This window comes from Hyphomonas sp. ske169 (genome assembly GCF_056850855.1).
In genome coordinates, this window is sequence record NZ_CP096146.1 from 235,830 (window position 1) to 250,170 (window position 14,341).

Here is a 14,341-nt window from a genome sequence, read left to right on the forward strand (position 1 = left end):
GTTCCACGTGGACCAGCCACCGACCTGTGCGCAGAAAAGAAATGCTGTGTTGTCAGCTGGAAGCAGGGTCGCTTCAAGCTGACAACACACGCTGCCCCTTACTTCGTTAGATCGAGCGCGACATCGACGATCATGTCTTCCTGTCCGCCGACCATCCGGCGGTTGCCGAGCTCGACTAGGATCGATCTTACATCAATGCCGTAATCCTCGGCCGCTTTCTCGGCATGGCGCAAGAAGCTCGAGTAAACGCCGGCATAGCCCAGGCTCAGCGTTTCGCGATCAACGCGCACCGGGCGGTCTTGGAGTGGGCGCACTAATTCTTCGGCAGCGTCCATCAGTTTGAACAAGTCGCAGCCATGCTTCCATCCCTTACGGTCGGCGGCAGCGATGAACACCTCTAGAGGGGCATTCCCTGCCCCTGCCCCCATTCCGGCCAGGCTGGCATCAATGCGGACGGCACCGGCCTGCACGCCGACAATCGAGTTCGCCACACCCAAAGACAGGTTGTGATGGGCATGGATTCCGCGCTCTGTCTCCGGCTTCAAGACCCGGTCATAGGCTTCGAGGCGCGCCTTATAGCCGTCCATGTCGAGCGCCCCGCCTGAATCAGTGACGTAGATACATTCTGCGCCATAGCTCTCCATCAGCTTGGCCTGTTCAGCCAGCGCCTCCGGTTCAATCATATGGCTCATCATCAAAAACCCAACCGTGTCCATGCCGAGATCGCGCGCCGCCGCGATATGCTGTTTCGAGATGTCGGCTTCAGTGCAATGCGTCGCAATGCGAACGGAACGAACACCGAGGTCATAAGCTTCTTTGAGGTCATGCACCGTGCCGATGCCAGGCAGCAAAAGCGTCGTCAGGCGGATATTCTTGGTCACATCGGCAACCGCCGCGATCCAATCCCGGTCCGTATGCGCGCCGAAGCCATAGTTGAAGGACGAGCCGTTCAAGCCGTCCCCATGGGCGATTTCGAGCGCATCCACGCCGGCATCATCGAGTGCTTTGGCAATCGCCTGCACCTCTTCGAGGCCATATTGGTGGCGGATGGCGTGCATGCCATCTCTGAGCGTCACGTCTTGAATGTAAAGCGGTGTCTGGGTTGGATCGAACGTCATTGAATTGGCCTACCTGTGCTGCGTTTACGCACAATTTCCTGCGCGGTCGCCATCGCCGCGGAGGTCATGATGTCGAGATTACCGGCATAGGCGGGCAGGTAATGCGCGGCGCCTTCGACCTCCAGCATTGTGGTCGCCTTGATGCCTTCAAAACTGCCGTGCCCAGGGATATGAATCGGATTGTTCGCACCGAACCGCTCGAACTGAATGTCCTGTTTCAAGCGATAGCCTGGGACATATTTTTGGACCCGCTCGATCATATTCAAAATCGACGTTTCGATGGCTTTCTCGTCAGCGCCGGACGACAAGGTGAACACCGTGTCGCGCATGATCATTGGCGGCTCAGCCGGGTTGAGAATGATGATGGCTTTGCCTTTTTCCGCACCGCCGACTTTGGTGATGCCGGCCGAGGTGGTTTCGGTGAACTCATCGATATTTGCGCGGGTGCCTGGCCCTGCGCTCTTAGAGGAGATCGAGGCGATAATCTCTGCATAGTGAACTGTCGCAACTTCAGAGACAGCAGCAACGATCGGAATGGTCGCCTGACCGCCGCATGTGACCATGTTCACGTTAGACTGGTCCAGGTTTTCATCACCATTGACCACAGGGACCACATAGGGCCCGATCGCAGCCGGAGTGAGATCAACCATGACTTTGCCAGCCTTGGACGTCACCTCATTATGATAGGCGTGCGCCTTAGCGGATGTTGCGTCGAACACGATGTCGATATCGCTCCACGCATCCATCTTGCACAGGCCATCAATTCCCTCAGATGTGGTCTGCACGCCAAGTCCTGCTGCGCGCTTCAACCCGTCAGACTCCGGGTCGATCCCGACCATAGCCGACAGCTCAAGATTGTCGGCCATGTTCATAATTTTGATCATCAAGTCGGTGCCGATATTGCCGGACCCGATGATTGCAACATTCGCTTTGGCGCTCATCTATGCCTCACACAATGTAAACTGACATGACCCAACGCCGCCAATTTTCGCTGCGATGGTCTGGCCGGGCTCTGGGGTGACCATCGGACCGAGGGCGCCGGTTAGAATGACATCGCCTGCCTTCAACCCGATCCCGCGCGCGCCCAAAGTTCGAACCAGCCAGGCTCCGGCTTTTAACGGATGACCAAGACAAGCAGCGCCTGCCCCTAACGAGGCGACCTCACCGTCAACCTCGAGCACCATCCCACAGGAATAGAGATCGAGTCCGTCAAGCTTGCGCTTGTCATCCCCGAGCACATAAAGCGCCGAGGAGCCATTGTCGGCGACCGTATCTGCGAACGTGATGGCCCAGTCTTTAATACGGCTATCGACAATCTCGATCGCAGCGACGGCGTGATCGCTCGCCGCAGCAAATGCCTCTGGCGTGCAGTTTGGATCAAGAATGTCATCCCCGAGCACGATCGCAATTTCAGCTTCTGCCTTTGGTTGGATCAATCGGCTCGCATCTACGGTGTCGCCGCTCCGAACGTGCATGTCGTCGAACAGGACACCGAAGTCAGGTTGATCGACTCCGAGCTGCGTCTGCACAGCCTTAGATGTCAGACCAATCTTGCGCCCCGTAATGGCGCGCCCTTCAGCGATCCAATACTCGGTATTGATCGCCTGAACCGCATAGGCACCATCAATATCGGTTGGATCCAATCCCGGCCTAAGTGGCGGGATGGTCTGGCCCTGATACGCCGCCCGTAGCGCGCTCGCCATGTCTTCATGCTGTGTCACGTGCAGTCCTCGTCTCGTTTGGAGCCAGTTGCTGGTTCCTAGTTGCCGCTGTTTTCCTGGAGAAACGCGATCGCGATCCGGTTGTAGAGCTCAGGGCATTCGTGCTGTGGCCAGTGTCCACACTCATCAAAAAGCTCGAGTTTCGAACCGGCGATATTCTCGTGCATCTTGTCGGCTTCTGGGACTTCGCCGAATGGGTTGTTGCGGCCCCAGATGATCAAGGTTGGCACTTTGATTTGTTGCAACTGTTCGGGCTGCATCATGTTGCGCTGGCGAATTTCCATATTCTGCAAGCAGAGCAGGTTGTGGAGATTGTTCTGGAAGTCCGGCTGGTGATAAATCGTGTAACGCGTTTCGACGAGCTCCTCAGTCGCATCAGCATTGTCATGCATCAGCAATTGCAGGCGCTTGCGCGTCAGATCGATATCGTCTTCCATCACCGCCGCCGTGGTCGAATTCTTGATCCGCTCCATAATTTCAGGATTGGCCTTGGTGCCCCCGGCCGCGATCAGCTGCAAAGAACGCACGCGTTCCGGATGGTTGAGCGCCAAGATCGCAGCGGTCCAGCCGCCCAGGCTCTCGCCCGCCAAGTGCGCTTTATCGATCCCCATCGCGTCCATGTAATTGACCACATGCTCGACATAGCGTGGGATTTCATAATTATAGTCCGGCTTGCCGGTAAACCCGTGGCCCAGCGCATCGATGGAGTGACAGCGAAACCCTGCCTCGACATGCGCCCGGATGTTTCGCGTGAACGCCTCCATATGACCGGACGTGCCATGCATCATGATCACGTCTTCGCCGTCTCCGGCAATCAGCGCACGCGTTTTTACGCCTTTGGCGTCTACATGTTTTACTTCGAATTCCAGACCCAAAAGGTCTCCCCATATCGTCATTTCGATCTCCTAATTTCCATTCGTTTGACACATGAAAACGCCCATACCCGTGAGCCAGTCCGGCATCGGCGCGTAAGCGAGTGTTTGCCCTTGAGCAAAATTTGTTGCGGCATGCATGATCAGCCAATTGCGAACTTCATTGGCGCCATTGCCCGCGGTTTCGACAAGCTCGTCTTCGGATATACCGGACGCCCAGTCTCGTGTTTTTCCGTCGCACAGCGCGGCAAGAAAATCCTGGTCGAATTCCTCGTTCAGATCAGGCGGAGCATTGACAATGATGGCACGGCGACGCTTCTCATACCGTTGCCAATCACCGCGTCCGTTTTTCCAACTGTCGACAAGGAAGTCGTCATTGTCTGATTTGGGCGCGCGCCAATCTGGGAATGGCAATTGGTGTGACAAGCCTCCGCTGCCGATCACGGCGACATTCAGATGTTTAGGAAGCCGTTCGACGGCATCTCTGATTGCGGCGCCTAATTCCAGACAACGCGCCAGGCTCGGAAGCGGCGGCGCGAAGCTGTTGACCATGATTGGGACCACCGGAATCTGGTGTTCCTTGGTCAAGTATTGAATGGCGTGGCTGATCCCATGATCGATAACAAAACGTGTTGAGAAACACATATCGAACCCGCTTGCGAGCAAGTCATTGGCGATTGCGAGCGCATGTTCCGGACTGGTCTTTTGCTGCCCTTCCGGCGTGCCATGTTCGCCGCTCGATATGATTTCATCCACACCAATCGCGAAGCTCGGCATCAGGTCGAGCCAATGTCCGCGAAAATGGTTGGAACCGATAATGATGGCGAGATCCGGTTTGTTCGCATGCAGCGCTTGGCTCGCTTGTTCGAGCGCGTTCTTGAAACTGTGCGCTTCATCAAGATGATCGACCTTCGCCCATTGCGTGTTCATGAGCGTCGTGTGCGACGCGCCAATGCCCATCGTAACTTTACCCATTTGCCGCGCCTCCAAGATAATCGAGCGTGCTGAGCACGAGAAATTTGGTCAGCTGCCGCAACTCGCTAATCGCGACGCAATTCATGCCGAGCGCGAAGTCGACGTCTGGTAGCTTGGCCTTGGCCAGCCCGATACGGGCTGTTGGGATACCCAATCCGCGGAGAATGTTCGCGTCCGTTGCACCGGACATGACTGTGAACGGTTCGTGCGGTCGCCCATGCAACTCTTCCCAGACCGAGATCGCGGTGGCGACGACTGGGTCGGTTGGCGGGGTTCGAGACGCATTGATTGTCTGCGTGCAGCGGTAGCTGGTTTCCAAGCCAAGCTCGGCGCTGATTTGCGCCAGCGCCTCAGCAAACTCGCGCTCAACATCTGCGGATTTCTGCTCTGGCGTGAAGCGCAAATCGATCAAGAATTTTGCGCATTCTGGCGTAAAGGCTGGCATCCGCTCCCACCCTGCAGACATGTGCGAGACCGTTCCTTGCGGGCGGCAAAACCCGAATGCGTGTCGCTCTGCATAGTCCTCGAACCAGTCTTCCAGTTTCAGGATCAGCTTCGCCGCGTTTGCGATGGCGTTGTCATACGGCATCAGGTGTCGCGCACCGACATAATTATGTTTTCCGGCGACCGTCACCTCGAACCATAGAAAGCCAACCTCTTCCCAGGTCACTGACGTTCCGGACTTGGCAATGATCGCGCCATCCATTTTGGGCAATGATTTGACCAGCGCGGCGCACCCGACCCCGTGTCCGGTGTCTGCGGGCATGCCGGCGCGGCTATGCGTCGGCATACCGCCCGCGCCGAACCCGACAAATAGATCTCCCGCCAGATCGACACCCATCTTTTTAAGAACGCGAACCGTTTCAAGGATACAGGCAGCATGACCCTTCGGATTGTGCGCGCCCAGCCCAAAGATGTGTCCGTCGCGAACATAAGGGCTCGCGCGCATGTCGTCTCTGAGTTCGGCTCCAGCCCAGGGTAAATCTTCGTCGGCAGAATTGCTCGTCACTGTATCGAGCGGCGCGTACAGGAGGAGCGACCGATCTCCGTCTCCTTCGATCCGTCCAAGCGCATTTGCTTGCCGACCGTTCAGATGCTGAATCTCAGATGCAACCGCATACCGCTCGAGGCGCGCGCAAATCTTGCGCGCCAGCTCGGCCTCTTCGCCCGTCGGGGACGGCGTGTCCACGAGCTCGCAAAGCGTCTCGGTCAGCCCTTCGTCCGAGATTAAATCATCAATGGATGCGGGAGACAGCAAAAAGGCTACTCCTCTTTCCAGTGAGGCGTATCTGGCCAAGGATTGTCCTTCGGAGCACCGACCCAGGTGCCGGATAATTTGAGCAAGATATCTACGAAAATGTTCTTCAGAAAACGGATAGGATTCATATCGGCTGCTCCCCTCAATGCGTCATTGGTTGCTGGAGGAAGCCGTGAACGATGTGGAAATAGTGTTCCGGTCGTTCCTCTTGCAAATGGTGAGATGAGGCGTCGAGCAGGTGCAACTGCCCCCGCTGGACCATGTTCATCAGCATCAGCGGATAGTCTGGCGTCAGGAAATCATCCTGCAGCCCCCAGCAAAACAGGGTCGGGCACGCGACATCTTTGAGCACAGGTTCCATTTCCTGCCACTCACCACGCGGATTGTCCGACATGGCCGCAAGCGCCATTTCCTCAGGATTGAGGCTTTGCTCAAACCGCATCTTCACTGTCTCTTCGGGAATGAGGTCTGGATTATACCATTCCAGCCGCGCCATCAGCGCACGCATTTTGTCCAGCGTCGGCCCTTCGTCGCCGCCATAATAAATGTCCCGCGCATTCCGCCCTCTGCGTCCGCCCTCAGGGAGCGGGCAAAGCGGACCACGGAAGACGGGCATCGAACCTGTGATCGTCAGCGAACGGACGCGGTCCGGAAAGCGTGATGCCAGGCGAAGGGCGATCGTCCCGCCCCAGCTATTGCAGATGAAATCAGCTTCCTCGACGCCGAGACTGTCCATTAATTTGGTGATCGAACCGCTATGATAGTCCCACATCGGCCCTTTGATAGTGTTCTTCGAGGACCGTCCATATTGAAGCAAATCGGGCATGATGACGCGATAATGTTCCGCGAACATCTTTGAGACGACGGCGAAATCCGACCAGGCGGTACATCCTGGCCCGCCGCCATGCAGCAAGAAGATTGTGCGCTCGCCGCTACCAAGCTCGATCGTATAATATTCGTCATCTCCGGCTTGGATCATTCGTCCTTCAGGCGCCGGACCTGGGTTGAGGTTAAGCATCCGCCTTTTCCTCCTCATTCTGAAAAGGATTTGGTTCAGTAAACAGCTTGCGCCATTCTAGAATGGACACATCCGGCCGGTACAATCGTTCCGGCGGGGCATTTGTTTCTTCAACCATCCAATGGTCTTGGCTCGAGAAGTGGCCATGGAACATCCAGCGGATCGCGGTGAGGTAGTGGAGGTAATACAGCCACTTGCTCAGACCCTTTTTGAACTGGATCATCACGCCAACATATTTCGTTTCATCAACGTCGATCGGCACATAGAATTCATAGTGAATGAATTGCGGATACGCGATGCGCAGGACGCCTGGCAGAGACAAAGAGGCGAAGCCTGGAAAGTCGCGCTCTTTGATATACGGGTTGGTCTTTCCGCCGCCCGTATTGCCCATGAATTTGCCTTGGCGCTGCTTTGGCTTGATCTTGAACCAGCGCTCGTTCGTCCATTTTCCGAGGCCCGGATACTCCGCCTCCCAATGGCGCTCATCTTCAACGCGATAGAGCCACCGTCCATGCCGTTCGATATGGATCTTGTTCCATGTCGGCATGACTTTCATGATCCGCCAGATCGATGTGCGGTGCAGGTATTTGGCATGCCCTTCATCGAACCCGTTTTCAGCATAAAGCCGCCAATCGCCTTTGCGGTCCTGAATACGACCGCCAACAGCGTATTTTGGTGGATCTACCAGCTCGGCTGGCAATTGCTCTTGCAGCGGGTGCGGGTCGCCATCCCCCATAAACACCCAAATCAGGCCAATGCGTTCTTCGGCGGGGTATGTTTTCACCGCGGCTTTGCCACACATCCGGCTATCCGGGCCATCCGTGATGACGGCTTTTAGCTCGCCATCTCGAAGATCGAACGTCCAACCGTGATACGGACAGGACACCGTATTTGGCCACCATTGTTTGCCTTGCGAAAGGCGTACACCGCGGTGGGGGCAACGGTCATGAAGGGCGCGAGGATTGCCGTCCGCATCACGCTGAAGCAAAATATTTTCGCCGCACAGTTTAACCGCCTTGGGTTTCTTTTTCTTGAGCTCGCGCGCCCAAAGGACCGGATACCAATAGTCGCGGAGGCCTTGTTTCGCCGCCTCATAGTCTGGAAAGGCGCTCCAATCGCGACCGAAGTCTAGTTTCCGGCGTTTTTCAGCTGCCGCTTTCTCGGGATCAATATCCGGGTGACGAAGAAGTTCAGTCATGAGGTGACCCCTTCTCTTTGAGTTGTTGTTTGAAAATGTTGGCGCGCCCAAGCCCGAACGATCTGTGCAAATTGATCTGCTGTGGCCTCTAAGGGGATACGTCCACTTGGAATTCTTTCGACGTCTGCGTCGGGGAACGCCTCCCGCAAATGCTCTGAGTGGCGGCAGGCAAAAGGATCTTGGGAATGCTCGACGAGCAAGATCGGACACGAGATCAGTGGGGCCGTCTTTTCCATCTCGTAACGACCAACCGCGATATGCCCCTCCGCCGGATTGGCACACGCCATCGCGTCAGCGATGAAGCGATCCATGAACTCAACTTGCTCGGGATAATACTCGCTGCGCTGGCGCCACAGCTCAACGAGATGCGTCCCGTCCCGTTTATGTGAGACCGTATCGATCGGTTGTTTGTGTTTTCGCGCCGCCCGTTCTTCTGCATCCACCCAAGGCGTTGACGACAAAACAAGCGCGCCGAAATGATCAGGCGCCTTCGCGGCCGCCTCGATCGCGACGACACCACCTGTATGGTGGCCGCACAGAATGACGGGGCCGCATGCGAGCGTCTTGACCAGCTTGATAACCGCCTTCGCATACGCTTCGATCGATGCGCCCTCTTCAGGGCTCGACGAGCCGCCCATACCTGGCAAATCCATGGCGATGATTTGAAACTGATCCTGCAAGAGCAGCATGACTTCACGGTACTCATCCCAGCTGCGCGGGGTTTGGTGCAAACATATGATTGTGGGTCCAAGCCCCGCACGCGCGTAGTGCAACTGTCCGCCGTGTCCGTTGTCGAGGTAATGGCGCCCTAACATCTCGATCACGCCTTCTCGATCGAGCCTGTGGCAATAGCGGCTTCGTGCGTTTCGAAGTCGCGGAATCCTGTTGCTTTCGAAAGAATTGGCGGGGTTTGCACTGACAAGAACGCGCAGCCTGTTTCGGCTGGTGTATCAACGCTGTGGAACTCACCCTTATGAATTAACAGACGGTCGCCTGCGACCACATCAATGGGTTCGAAATTGACATGGACTGTCGCTCTGCCTGCGGTGAAGAAGAGCACGGTCTCGGAAAAGTTGTGGCGATGGGGTTTGGATGACATTCCGGGGTCCATCGTCACCAGATCCGCGCCAACTTTTTCTTCGATCGGTGTGTCTCGGGTCAGCTGTTGCACGTTGAAGACATCGTGCTGCTCGATCTCGATCGCATTGTCTTTTCGTCCAGCCATGGCTCGGCCTCATCAGATTGTCGATGGGGCGAGTATCTAAGCAATGTTCCTTATTGTATAATATTATGGTTTGATGCTATATATCATTTTTTGTTATATCTGTTATTGGTTATTTTCACCATGGATTTCAGACGCTTACAGCACTTCATCCATGCTGCAGAAGCTGGCAGTATTTCCACCGCAGCGAACCGGCTACATATTGTTCAGCCGGCGCTGAGCCAAAGCATCCAACGCCTGGAAGACGAATTGAACGCGACGCTGTTTGAACGCAGTCGACGCGGCATCAAGCTCACCCAGTCAGGGGAGATTTTTCTGCATCATGCATACGGGATTCTAAACCAGTATAATCGCGCGAAAGAGGCCATCTCGACGATTGGCGGCGCCCCAAAAGGCGCTGTCTCTGTCGCGATGACGGCGAGCGCGCTGGAAATTCTCACTGTCCCTCTTAATAAGAATATCGGTTCTAGATTCCCTGACATTGAGCTTAACCTTGAAGAAGGTTTAGCTGGCAGCATCTTGCAGGGGCTGGATGCAGGTTGGTTCGATCTGGTGGTCAACTATTTGCTGCCCCCCTCAGAAAGCCTCATCGCACAACCAATTATCGAAGAAGAGATGTTCCTGGTCACAGCCGCAAATGACGAGGGTGACTCAAATGGCCAGCCGATCGAATTCTCAGACTTGAAAGGCCTGCCTCTCATGCTCCCCAAGGCGCACCATGGCGTGCTTGGCGTTCTCGAACCTATCGCTCGCGAGAAAGGATTTTCGATCACCCGCTCCCCACATCGCGGCGCCTTGCACCCGACTATCAAGCTGATCGAATCGGGATTTGGTCCATCCATTCTGCCGATGTCCGCGCTTCATGGACGCATGAAGAGCAGTCATCTATCGATCAGACGGATCGTGAATCCAAAAGTCACTTCGACGCTATATCTCGCCTACCCTTCTCGCGAACAACTGACGCCGGCGACCGTTGCGGTCATGGATGTACTGCGCGAAACCGTGAGTCAGGTGCACGAGAACGGCGATTGGCCGGGAACGCTTTTGCTCGAATAGCCATTCGCAGCGGGCACGGGTCCGAGTTAGAAATTGCCCTTCTTTCCAATGTATTGCCAACGATCGCAGCGCTTATATGACCGCGACCTCGCAACTGACCGCACCCATCAATAAGAGTCATCACAAACATTATTTTATACAGTTTTACTTTAAAATTGCGTCTGGCTAGGTCAGATCAAACAGCCTTGATTGTGGACGGCCTCCCGCGCGATGTTTGTCCTGATCGGGCATATTCAAGTCATGATGTTGCGAGGGTGGAATGCAGGTGACGAAAACCAACACGGTCATCGTCGGAGGCGGTCAGGCGGGTCTCGCGCTCAGCGAGCATTTGAGTAATTCAGGCGTGCCCCACATTGTCCTGGAAAGACATCGGATCGCCGAACGCTGGCGCAGTGAACGCTGGGATTCACTCGTTCAAAACGGCCCTGCCTGGCACGATCGTTTCCCGAGCATGAAGTTCAATGTCAGCGATCAGCACTCATTTGTTTCGAAAGACACTGTGGTTGAATATTTCGAGGCCTACGCAGAAAAGTTTAACGTGCCCGTCCGATGCGGGGTGAATGTCGAGCGCGTGTATCGCGCGCCTCACACGCTGCACTACACAATCGAAACATCAGACGGTCTGTTTGAAGCCGAAAATGTCGTCGCTGCGACGGGGCCGTTTCAAACGCCGGTTATTCCGCCGATTGTTCCGAACAGCGCTGACCTGATGCAGATCCATTCAGCAGACTATAAAAACCCGGCACAGCTGCCAGAAGGCAATGTGCTCGTGGTCGGCGGTGGGTCGTCTGGGGCGCAAATCGCGGAAGAACTTCAACGCTCTGGCAGATCTGTGTTCCTCTCTTTGGGACCAACCGAACGTCCGCCGCGCGCCTATCGCGGCCGGGATTGTGTTTGGTGGCTCGGAGTTCTCGGCAAGTGGGATACCCTGCCCCCACCGTCGGGCGGACGCCATGTTGCCATCGCGGTGAGTGGTGTCGATGGCGGTAAGACCGTCGATTTCAGAGCATTGGCTGCAGATGGGGTGACCCTGCTCGGACTGACCAGCGGCTACGATAATGGGACATTGACGCTCGCCGATGATCTTGCAGAGAATATGGCGCATGCTGACGCAGACTATGTCTCATTCTTGGAACAAGCGGACGCATATGTAGACCGGTTCGGACTTGATCTTCCACTCGAGGAAGACGCCCACAATCTAGGTCCTATGCCGGACTGCGTCACCAACCCGATTTTGCAAGTTGATCTCCACAAAGAGAATGTGACATCGATCGTCTGGGCGACGGGATATGCGCAGGATTTCTCCTGGCTTGAAGCGGGCGCACTCGACGAGACCGGAAAGCCGAAACACCATCGCGGGATCTCTGATCAACCAGGACTTTTCTTCCTCGGCCTACCGCTCCAGACAGCGCGCAAGTCTTCATTCATCTGTGGTGTCTGGCATGATGCGAAATTCATTGCTGACCACATTGCGACCCGCACAAATTACAATGCCTATGAGGTAGATGGGGCATAGGTGTGAACAGGCGATTTCAATCTATGGCCTGTATCGGCGAGTGTATGCTGGAATTACGACTGTCTGGCACAACAACCACAGCGGCAGAGGTTTCGGTATCAGGCGATAGCTTAAACACCGCGATCTATACCAAGCGATCTGCATCTCAGGATTTACGCGTGGCTTACGCGACCGCGCTAGGCACCGATGAAGTCTCTGAGCGGATGATCTCAGTGATCCAATTAGAAAATATCGACACGGCATTGGTGCGCCGTGTCGGCGACAAATTTCCGGGATGCTACGCGATTGTAAATGATCAATCTGGTGAGCGCTCATTTCTTTATTGGCGTGAGCAATCAGCCGCCCGCCAATTGTTCGCCGATGACAGCACCGCCTATATGGAGGCGCTGGCTCAATTCGACGCCTGGTATCTGTCGGGCATCAGTCTGGCCATTCTCGATGCCGAGCAGCGAGCCTTTCTGTTCAATGCGATCAAATCGTTTCGGGACCAGGGGGGGCTCCTCATTTTCGATTCTAACTATCGCCCGAACCTATGGACCAGTCAGGACGTTGCACGCGAGGTGACCGCGCAAGCCTGGCGCCTGTGCGACATCGCATTGCCGTCGCTTGATGACGAGATGGCGTTATTTGGCGATGCCGACGAGCAGGCTGTTCTAGATCGGTTGCAAACATATGGCGTCGCTTTTGGCGCGCTCAAACGGTCTGCACTCGGCCCGGCACCAATCGGATGGACGACTGAAATGTGTTACCCCGCAGCTGAGAATGTCACCGACACCACCGCGGCAGGCGACAGTTTCAATGGCGGGTTCCTCGCCGCGCTCGCTCAAGGACGATCCCCTCAAGACGCCGCACAGGCGGGCCACAGACTCGCCAGTTTGGTCGTGACCCAAAGAGGCGCAATTATAGACCCCGCCCTGATGCCAGATAGACCCTAAACCCAGGGATTGTTTACGGATTCAAACGGGTGCGCAGCCTCGCCTGCATCATCCGACTTTTGCCCGCCTCCGGTCATCCAAGAGAATGGCAGCCATAATGCAAATCCAATAGCCGACGGGCTCTTGAAAAACGCCTTGATCATGGTCCAGGCATCGCCTGGACTCATCTTCACCGTCGCTTCTAACGAGCTTGAAGGGTCGCTCTTGAAGACAAGATTACGTCCTTCTTTGCGCATACCGCCAATCACGAAATCGATATCAGCGAGTGGGCTTTTTACCTGCATGATCTAGTCCTTACGCAAGGTCCCGATGTCTTGAGCGAATTTTACCCGGCGCGCGTGCATATTCGCCATATCTTCAACGCTGTGACCGGCTGGCGGTGTGAACTGTCCGCGTCCATACAAGTCGGTGAACACGTCCCGCACGGGGCCCATTTTGTCGGCTAAGTTTTTCGGCGGACGACCGCTAGGGAATTGGTTGGCTGGATAGATCGGGTTTTCATAAATCTGCTTGAAGCCTTCTGTCCGAACGTCGACCCAAGTATTGTGATTACAGCGTGAACGGTGCTCGCGAAGCGACTCGATATCTATGGTCGCGGCCATGACCTGTTCACTTGGATAAGGGACGTGGCGCATCACCATGCCGGTATAATCGATCGCAAACGATCCGCCGGGGCAGAAGGAACGCGGGTAGTAATCATAATCGACCGTGCCCCAATTGGAGCCCAGCACATAAGCCATATTGTCATGCGCCCGCGCCCGGCGGGTGAACATCCAGAAATCCCACGGCTCGGACACGCCTTCGACTTCCTGCAAGGCAACCGGATGGCAGATCACCTCGCAGCCATTATACCCCAGCGCGCGGCTCACTTCGGGTGTACAGCCATCATGGCAGGTCATCGTGCCGAGCTTACCGATCTCTGTATCGATGACCGGGAACAGGTCCTTGATGTCGCCTCCGAACACTTCGCAATACTCATCGAAAATATCGTGCGGGCTCGTCCCGAGACCGATGGAGGCCGGAATGTGCCATTTGTGATAGCGCAGCGCGACATTGCCATCTGGCCCGATAATGAAGGCCGTGTTGAACCATCGATCTGGGAATTCCGGCACCTGCTCAATGACGCCGCCACCGGCAATATAGAGATTATACTCTTTCGCCTTCTCACCAAGGCGCTGCATTTCAGGCCCGTCCAGCGTGATCGCCTTCTTCATAAAGCCTTCAATGCCGTGCTCGCCTTTGCCCGGCGTCGTCACGCCTTGCATAAAATATTCAGGCAAGACGACGAGGCGCGCAGGCAATTCCCAAAAATAGCCAGCCCCAAAGTCGATCATGTTACAGACCCGTTCGAGATTCTTTTTGATCCCATCACGATCTTCGGCAACCTCAACATGAGGTTGGATGACCAGAGCCGTGTATTTGTCGATTTTCTTCGTCATGTCAGACCGCTTT

Annotated in this window: 15 protein-coding genes; 3 read left to right on the forward strand and 12 right to left on the reverse strand. The window is 55.6% G+C overall.

Annotated elements, in window-relative coordinates:
• Positions 1-98: 98 nt before the first annotated feature.
• The 10 genes from dmpG to MY069_RS01295 all read right to left on the reverse strand — a co-directional run bounded on the left by dmpG (position 99) and on the right by MY069_RS01295 (position 9,385).
• Positions 99-1,118 (reverse strand): 4-hydroxy-2-oxovalerate aldolase, encoded by a 1,020-nt coding sequence (gene dmpG, locus MY069_RS01250; protein WP_482795261.1) that lies wholly within the window; start codon positions 1,116-1,118, stop codon positions 99-101.
• Entirely contained in the window at positions 1,115-2,059 is a 945-nt protein-coding gene (locus MY069_RS01255; protein ID WP_482795262.1) for an acetaldehyde dehydrogenase (acetylating), read from the reverse strand. The genes dmpG and MY069_RS01255 overlap by 4 nt, the downstream gene beginning before the upstream one ends.
• The gene (locus MY069_RS01260; RefSeq protein WP_482795263.1) at positions 2,060-2,839 is read right to left on the reverse strand and encodes a 2-keto-4-pentenoate hydratase; all 780 of its coding nucleotides are present in this window, start codon (positions 2,837-2,839) and stop codon (positions 2,060-2,062) included.
• Positions 2,840-2,877: 38 nt separating this feature from the next.
• On the reverse strand, positions 2,878-3,735 hold the full coding sequence (locus MY069_RS01265) for an alpha/beta fold hydrolase (protein WP_482795264.1): 858 nt from the start codon (positions 3,733-3,735) through the stop codon (positions 2,878-2,880).
• Positions 3,736-3,744: 9 nt separating this feature from the next.
• Positions 3,745-4,686 carry a DODA-type extradiol aromatic ring-opening family dioxygenase gene (locus MY069_RS01270; RefSeq protein WP_482795265.1) on the reverse strand — a complete coding sequence of 314 codons (942 nt, stop codon included), beginning with the start codon at positions 4,684-4,686 and terminating at the stop codon, positions 3,745-3,747.
• The gene (locus MY069_RS01275; protein WP_482795266.1) at positions 4,679-5,944 is read right to left on the reverse strand and encodes a M20 family metallopeptidase; all 1,266 of its coding nucleotides are present in this window, start codon (positions 5,942-5,944) and stop codon (positions 4,679-4,681) included. The genes MY069_RS01270 and MY069_RS01275 overlap by 8 nt, the downstream gene beginning before the upstream one ends.
• Positions 5,945-6,086: 142 nt before the next feature.
• On the reverse strand, positions 6,087-6,962 hold the full coding sequence (locus MY069_RS01280; protein ID WP_482795267.1) for an alpha/beta fold hydrolase: 876 nt from the start codon (positions 6,960-6,962) through the stop codon (positions 6,087-6,089).
• Positions 6,955-8,160, reverse strand: coding sequence for a Rieske 2Fe-2S domain-containing protein (locus tag MY069_RS01285; RefSeq protein WP_482795268.1), 1,206 nt, complete (start codon positions 8,158-8,160; stop codon positions 6,955-6,957). The genes MY069_RS01280 and MY069_RS01285 overlap by 8 nt, the downstream gene beginning before the upstream one ends.
• Entirely contained in the window at positions 8,157-8,975 is an 819-nt protein-coding gene (locus MY069_RS01290; protein ID WP_482796736.1) for an alpha/beta fold hydrolase, read from the reverse strand. The genes MY069_RS01285 and MY069_RS01290 overlap by 4 nt, the downstream gene beginning before the upstream one ends.
• Positions 8,976-8,980: 5 nt before the next feature.
• Entirely contained in the window at positions 8,981-9,385 is a 405-nt protein-coding gene (locus MY069_RS01295; RefSeq protein WP_482795269.1) for a cupin domain-containing protein, read from the reverse strand.
• A 120-nt stretch (positions 9,386-9,505) separates the two neighbouring features.
• Between MY069_RS01295 and MY069_RS01300 the strand changes: the two genes are divergently transcribed.
• The 3 genes from MY069_RS01300 to MY069_RS01310 all read left to right on the forward strand — a co-directional run bounded on the left by MY069_RS01300 (position 9,506) and on the right by MY069_RS01310 (position 12,889).
• A complete protein-coding gene (locus tag MY069_RS01300; RefSeq protein WP_482795270.1) occupies positions 9,506-10,438 on the forward strand; it encodes a LysR family transcriptional regulator in 933 nt (310 codons plus the stop codon).
• Between the two features lie 259 nt (positions 10,439-10,697).
• Positions 10,698-11,954, forward strand: a complete 1,257-nt coding sequence (locus MY069_RS01305) for a flavin-containing monooxygenase (protein ID WP_482795271.1) — start codon at positions 10,698-10,700, stop codon at positions 11,952-11,954.
• A 2-nt stretch (positions 11,955-11,956) separates the two neighbouring features.
• The gene (locus tag MY069_RS01310) at positions 11,957-12,889 is read left to right on the forward strand and encodes a sugar kinase (RefSeq protein ID WP_482795272.1); all 933 of its coding nucleotides are present in this window, start codon (positions 11,957-11,959) and stop codon (positions 12,887-12,889) included.
• Here the strand turns inward: MY069_RS01310 and MY069_RS01315 are convergent.
• Both MY069_RS01315 and MY069_RS01320 read right to left on the reverse strand, forming a co-directional pair.
• Complete coding sequence (locus MY069_RS01315; RefSeq protein ID WP_482795273.1) at positions 12,886-13,173, reverse strand: hypothetical protein; 288 nt, start codon at positions 13,171-13,173, stop codon at positions 12,886-12,888. The genes MY069_RS01310 and MY069_RS01315 overlap by 4 nt on opposite strands.
• Before the next feature lie 3 nt (positions 13,174-13,176).
• Complete coding sequence (locus tag MY069_RS01320) at positions 13,177-14,328, reverse strand: nitrilase-related carbon-nitrogen hydrolase (RefSeq protein ID WP_482795274.1); 1,152 nt, start codon at positions 14,326-14,328, stop codon at positions 13,177-13,179.
• Between the last annotated feature and the right edge of the window lie 13 nt (positions 14,329-14,341).

What these genes read in the sequence shown, in the direction of transcription:
- dmpG (WP_482795261.1), bottom strand. Translation starts at nt 1,118, where the DNA reads ATGACGTTCGATCCAACCCAGACACCGCTTTACATTCAAGACGTGACG.
- MY069_RS01255 (WP_482795262.1), bottom strand. Translation starts at nt 2,059, where the DNA reads ATGAGCGCCAAAGCGAATGTTGCAATCATCGGGTCCGGCAATATCGGC.
- MY069_RS01265 (WP_482795264.1), bottom strand. Translation starts at nt 3,735, where the DNA reads ATGACGATATGGGGAGACCTTTTGGGTCTGGAATTCGAAGTAAAACAT.
- MY069_RS01270 (WP_482795265.1), bottom strand. Translation starts at nt 4,686, where the DNA reads ATGGGTAAAGTTACGATGGGCATTGGCGCGTCGCACACGACGCTCATG.
- MY069_RS01280 (WP_482795267.1), bottom strand. Translation starts at nt 6,962, where the DNA reads ATGCTTAACCTCAACCCAGGTCCGGCGCCTGAAGGACGAATGATCCAA.
- MY069_RS01285 (WP_482795268.1), bottom strand. Translation starts at nt 8,160, where the DNA reads ATGACTGAACTTCTTCGTCACCCGGATATTGATCCCGAGAAAGCGGCA.
- MY069_RS01290 (WP_482796736.1), bottom strand. Translation starts at nt 8,975, where the DNA reads ATGTTAGGGCGCCATTACCTCGACAACGGACACGGCGGACAGTTGCAC.
- MY069_RS01295 (WP_482795269.1), bottom strand. Translation starts at nt 9,385, where the DNA reads ATGGCTGGACGAAAAGACAATGCGATCGAGATCGAGCAGCACGATGTC.
- MY069_RS01300 (WP_482795270.1), top strand. Translation starts at nt 9,506, where the DNA reads ATGGATTTCAGACGCTTACAGCACTTCATCCATGCTGCAGAAGCTGGC.
- MY069_RS01305 (WP_482795271.1), top strand. Translation starts at nt 10,698, where the DNA reads ATGCAGGTGACGAAAACCAACACGGTCATCGTCGGAGGCGGTCAGGCG.
- MY069_RS01315 (WP_482795273.1), bottom strand. Translation starts at nt 13,173, where the DNA reads ATGCAGGTAAAAAGCCCACTCGCTGATATCGATTTCGTGATTGGCGGT.
- MY069_RS01320 (WP_482795274.1), bottom strand. Translation starts at nt 14,328, where the DNA reads ATGACGAAGAAAATCGACAAATACACGGCTCTGGTCATCCAACCTCAT.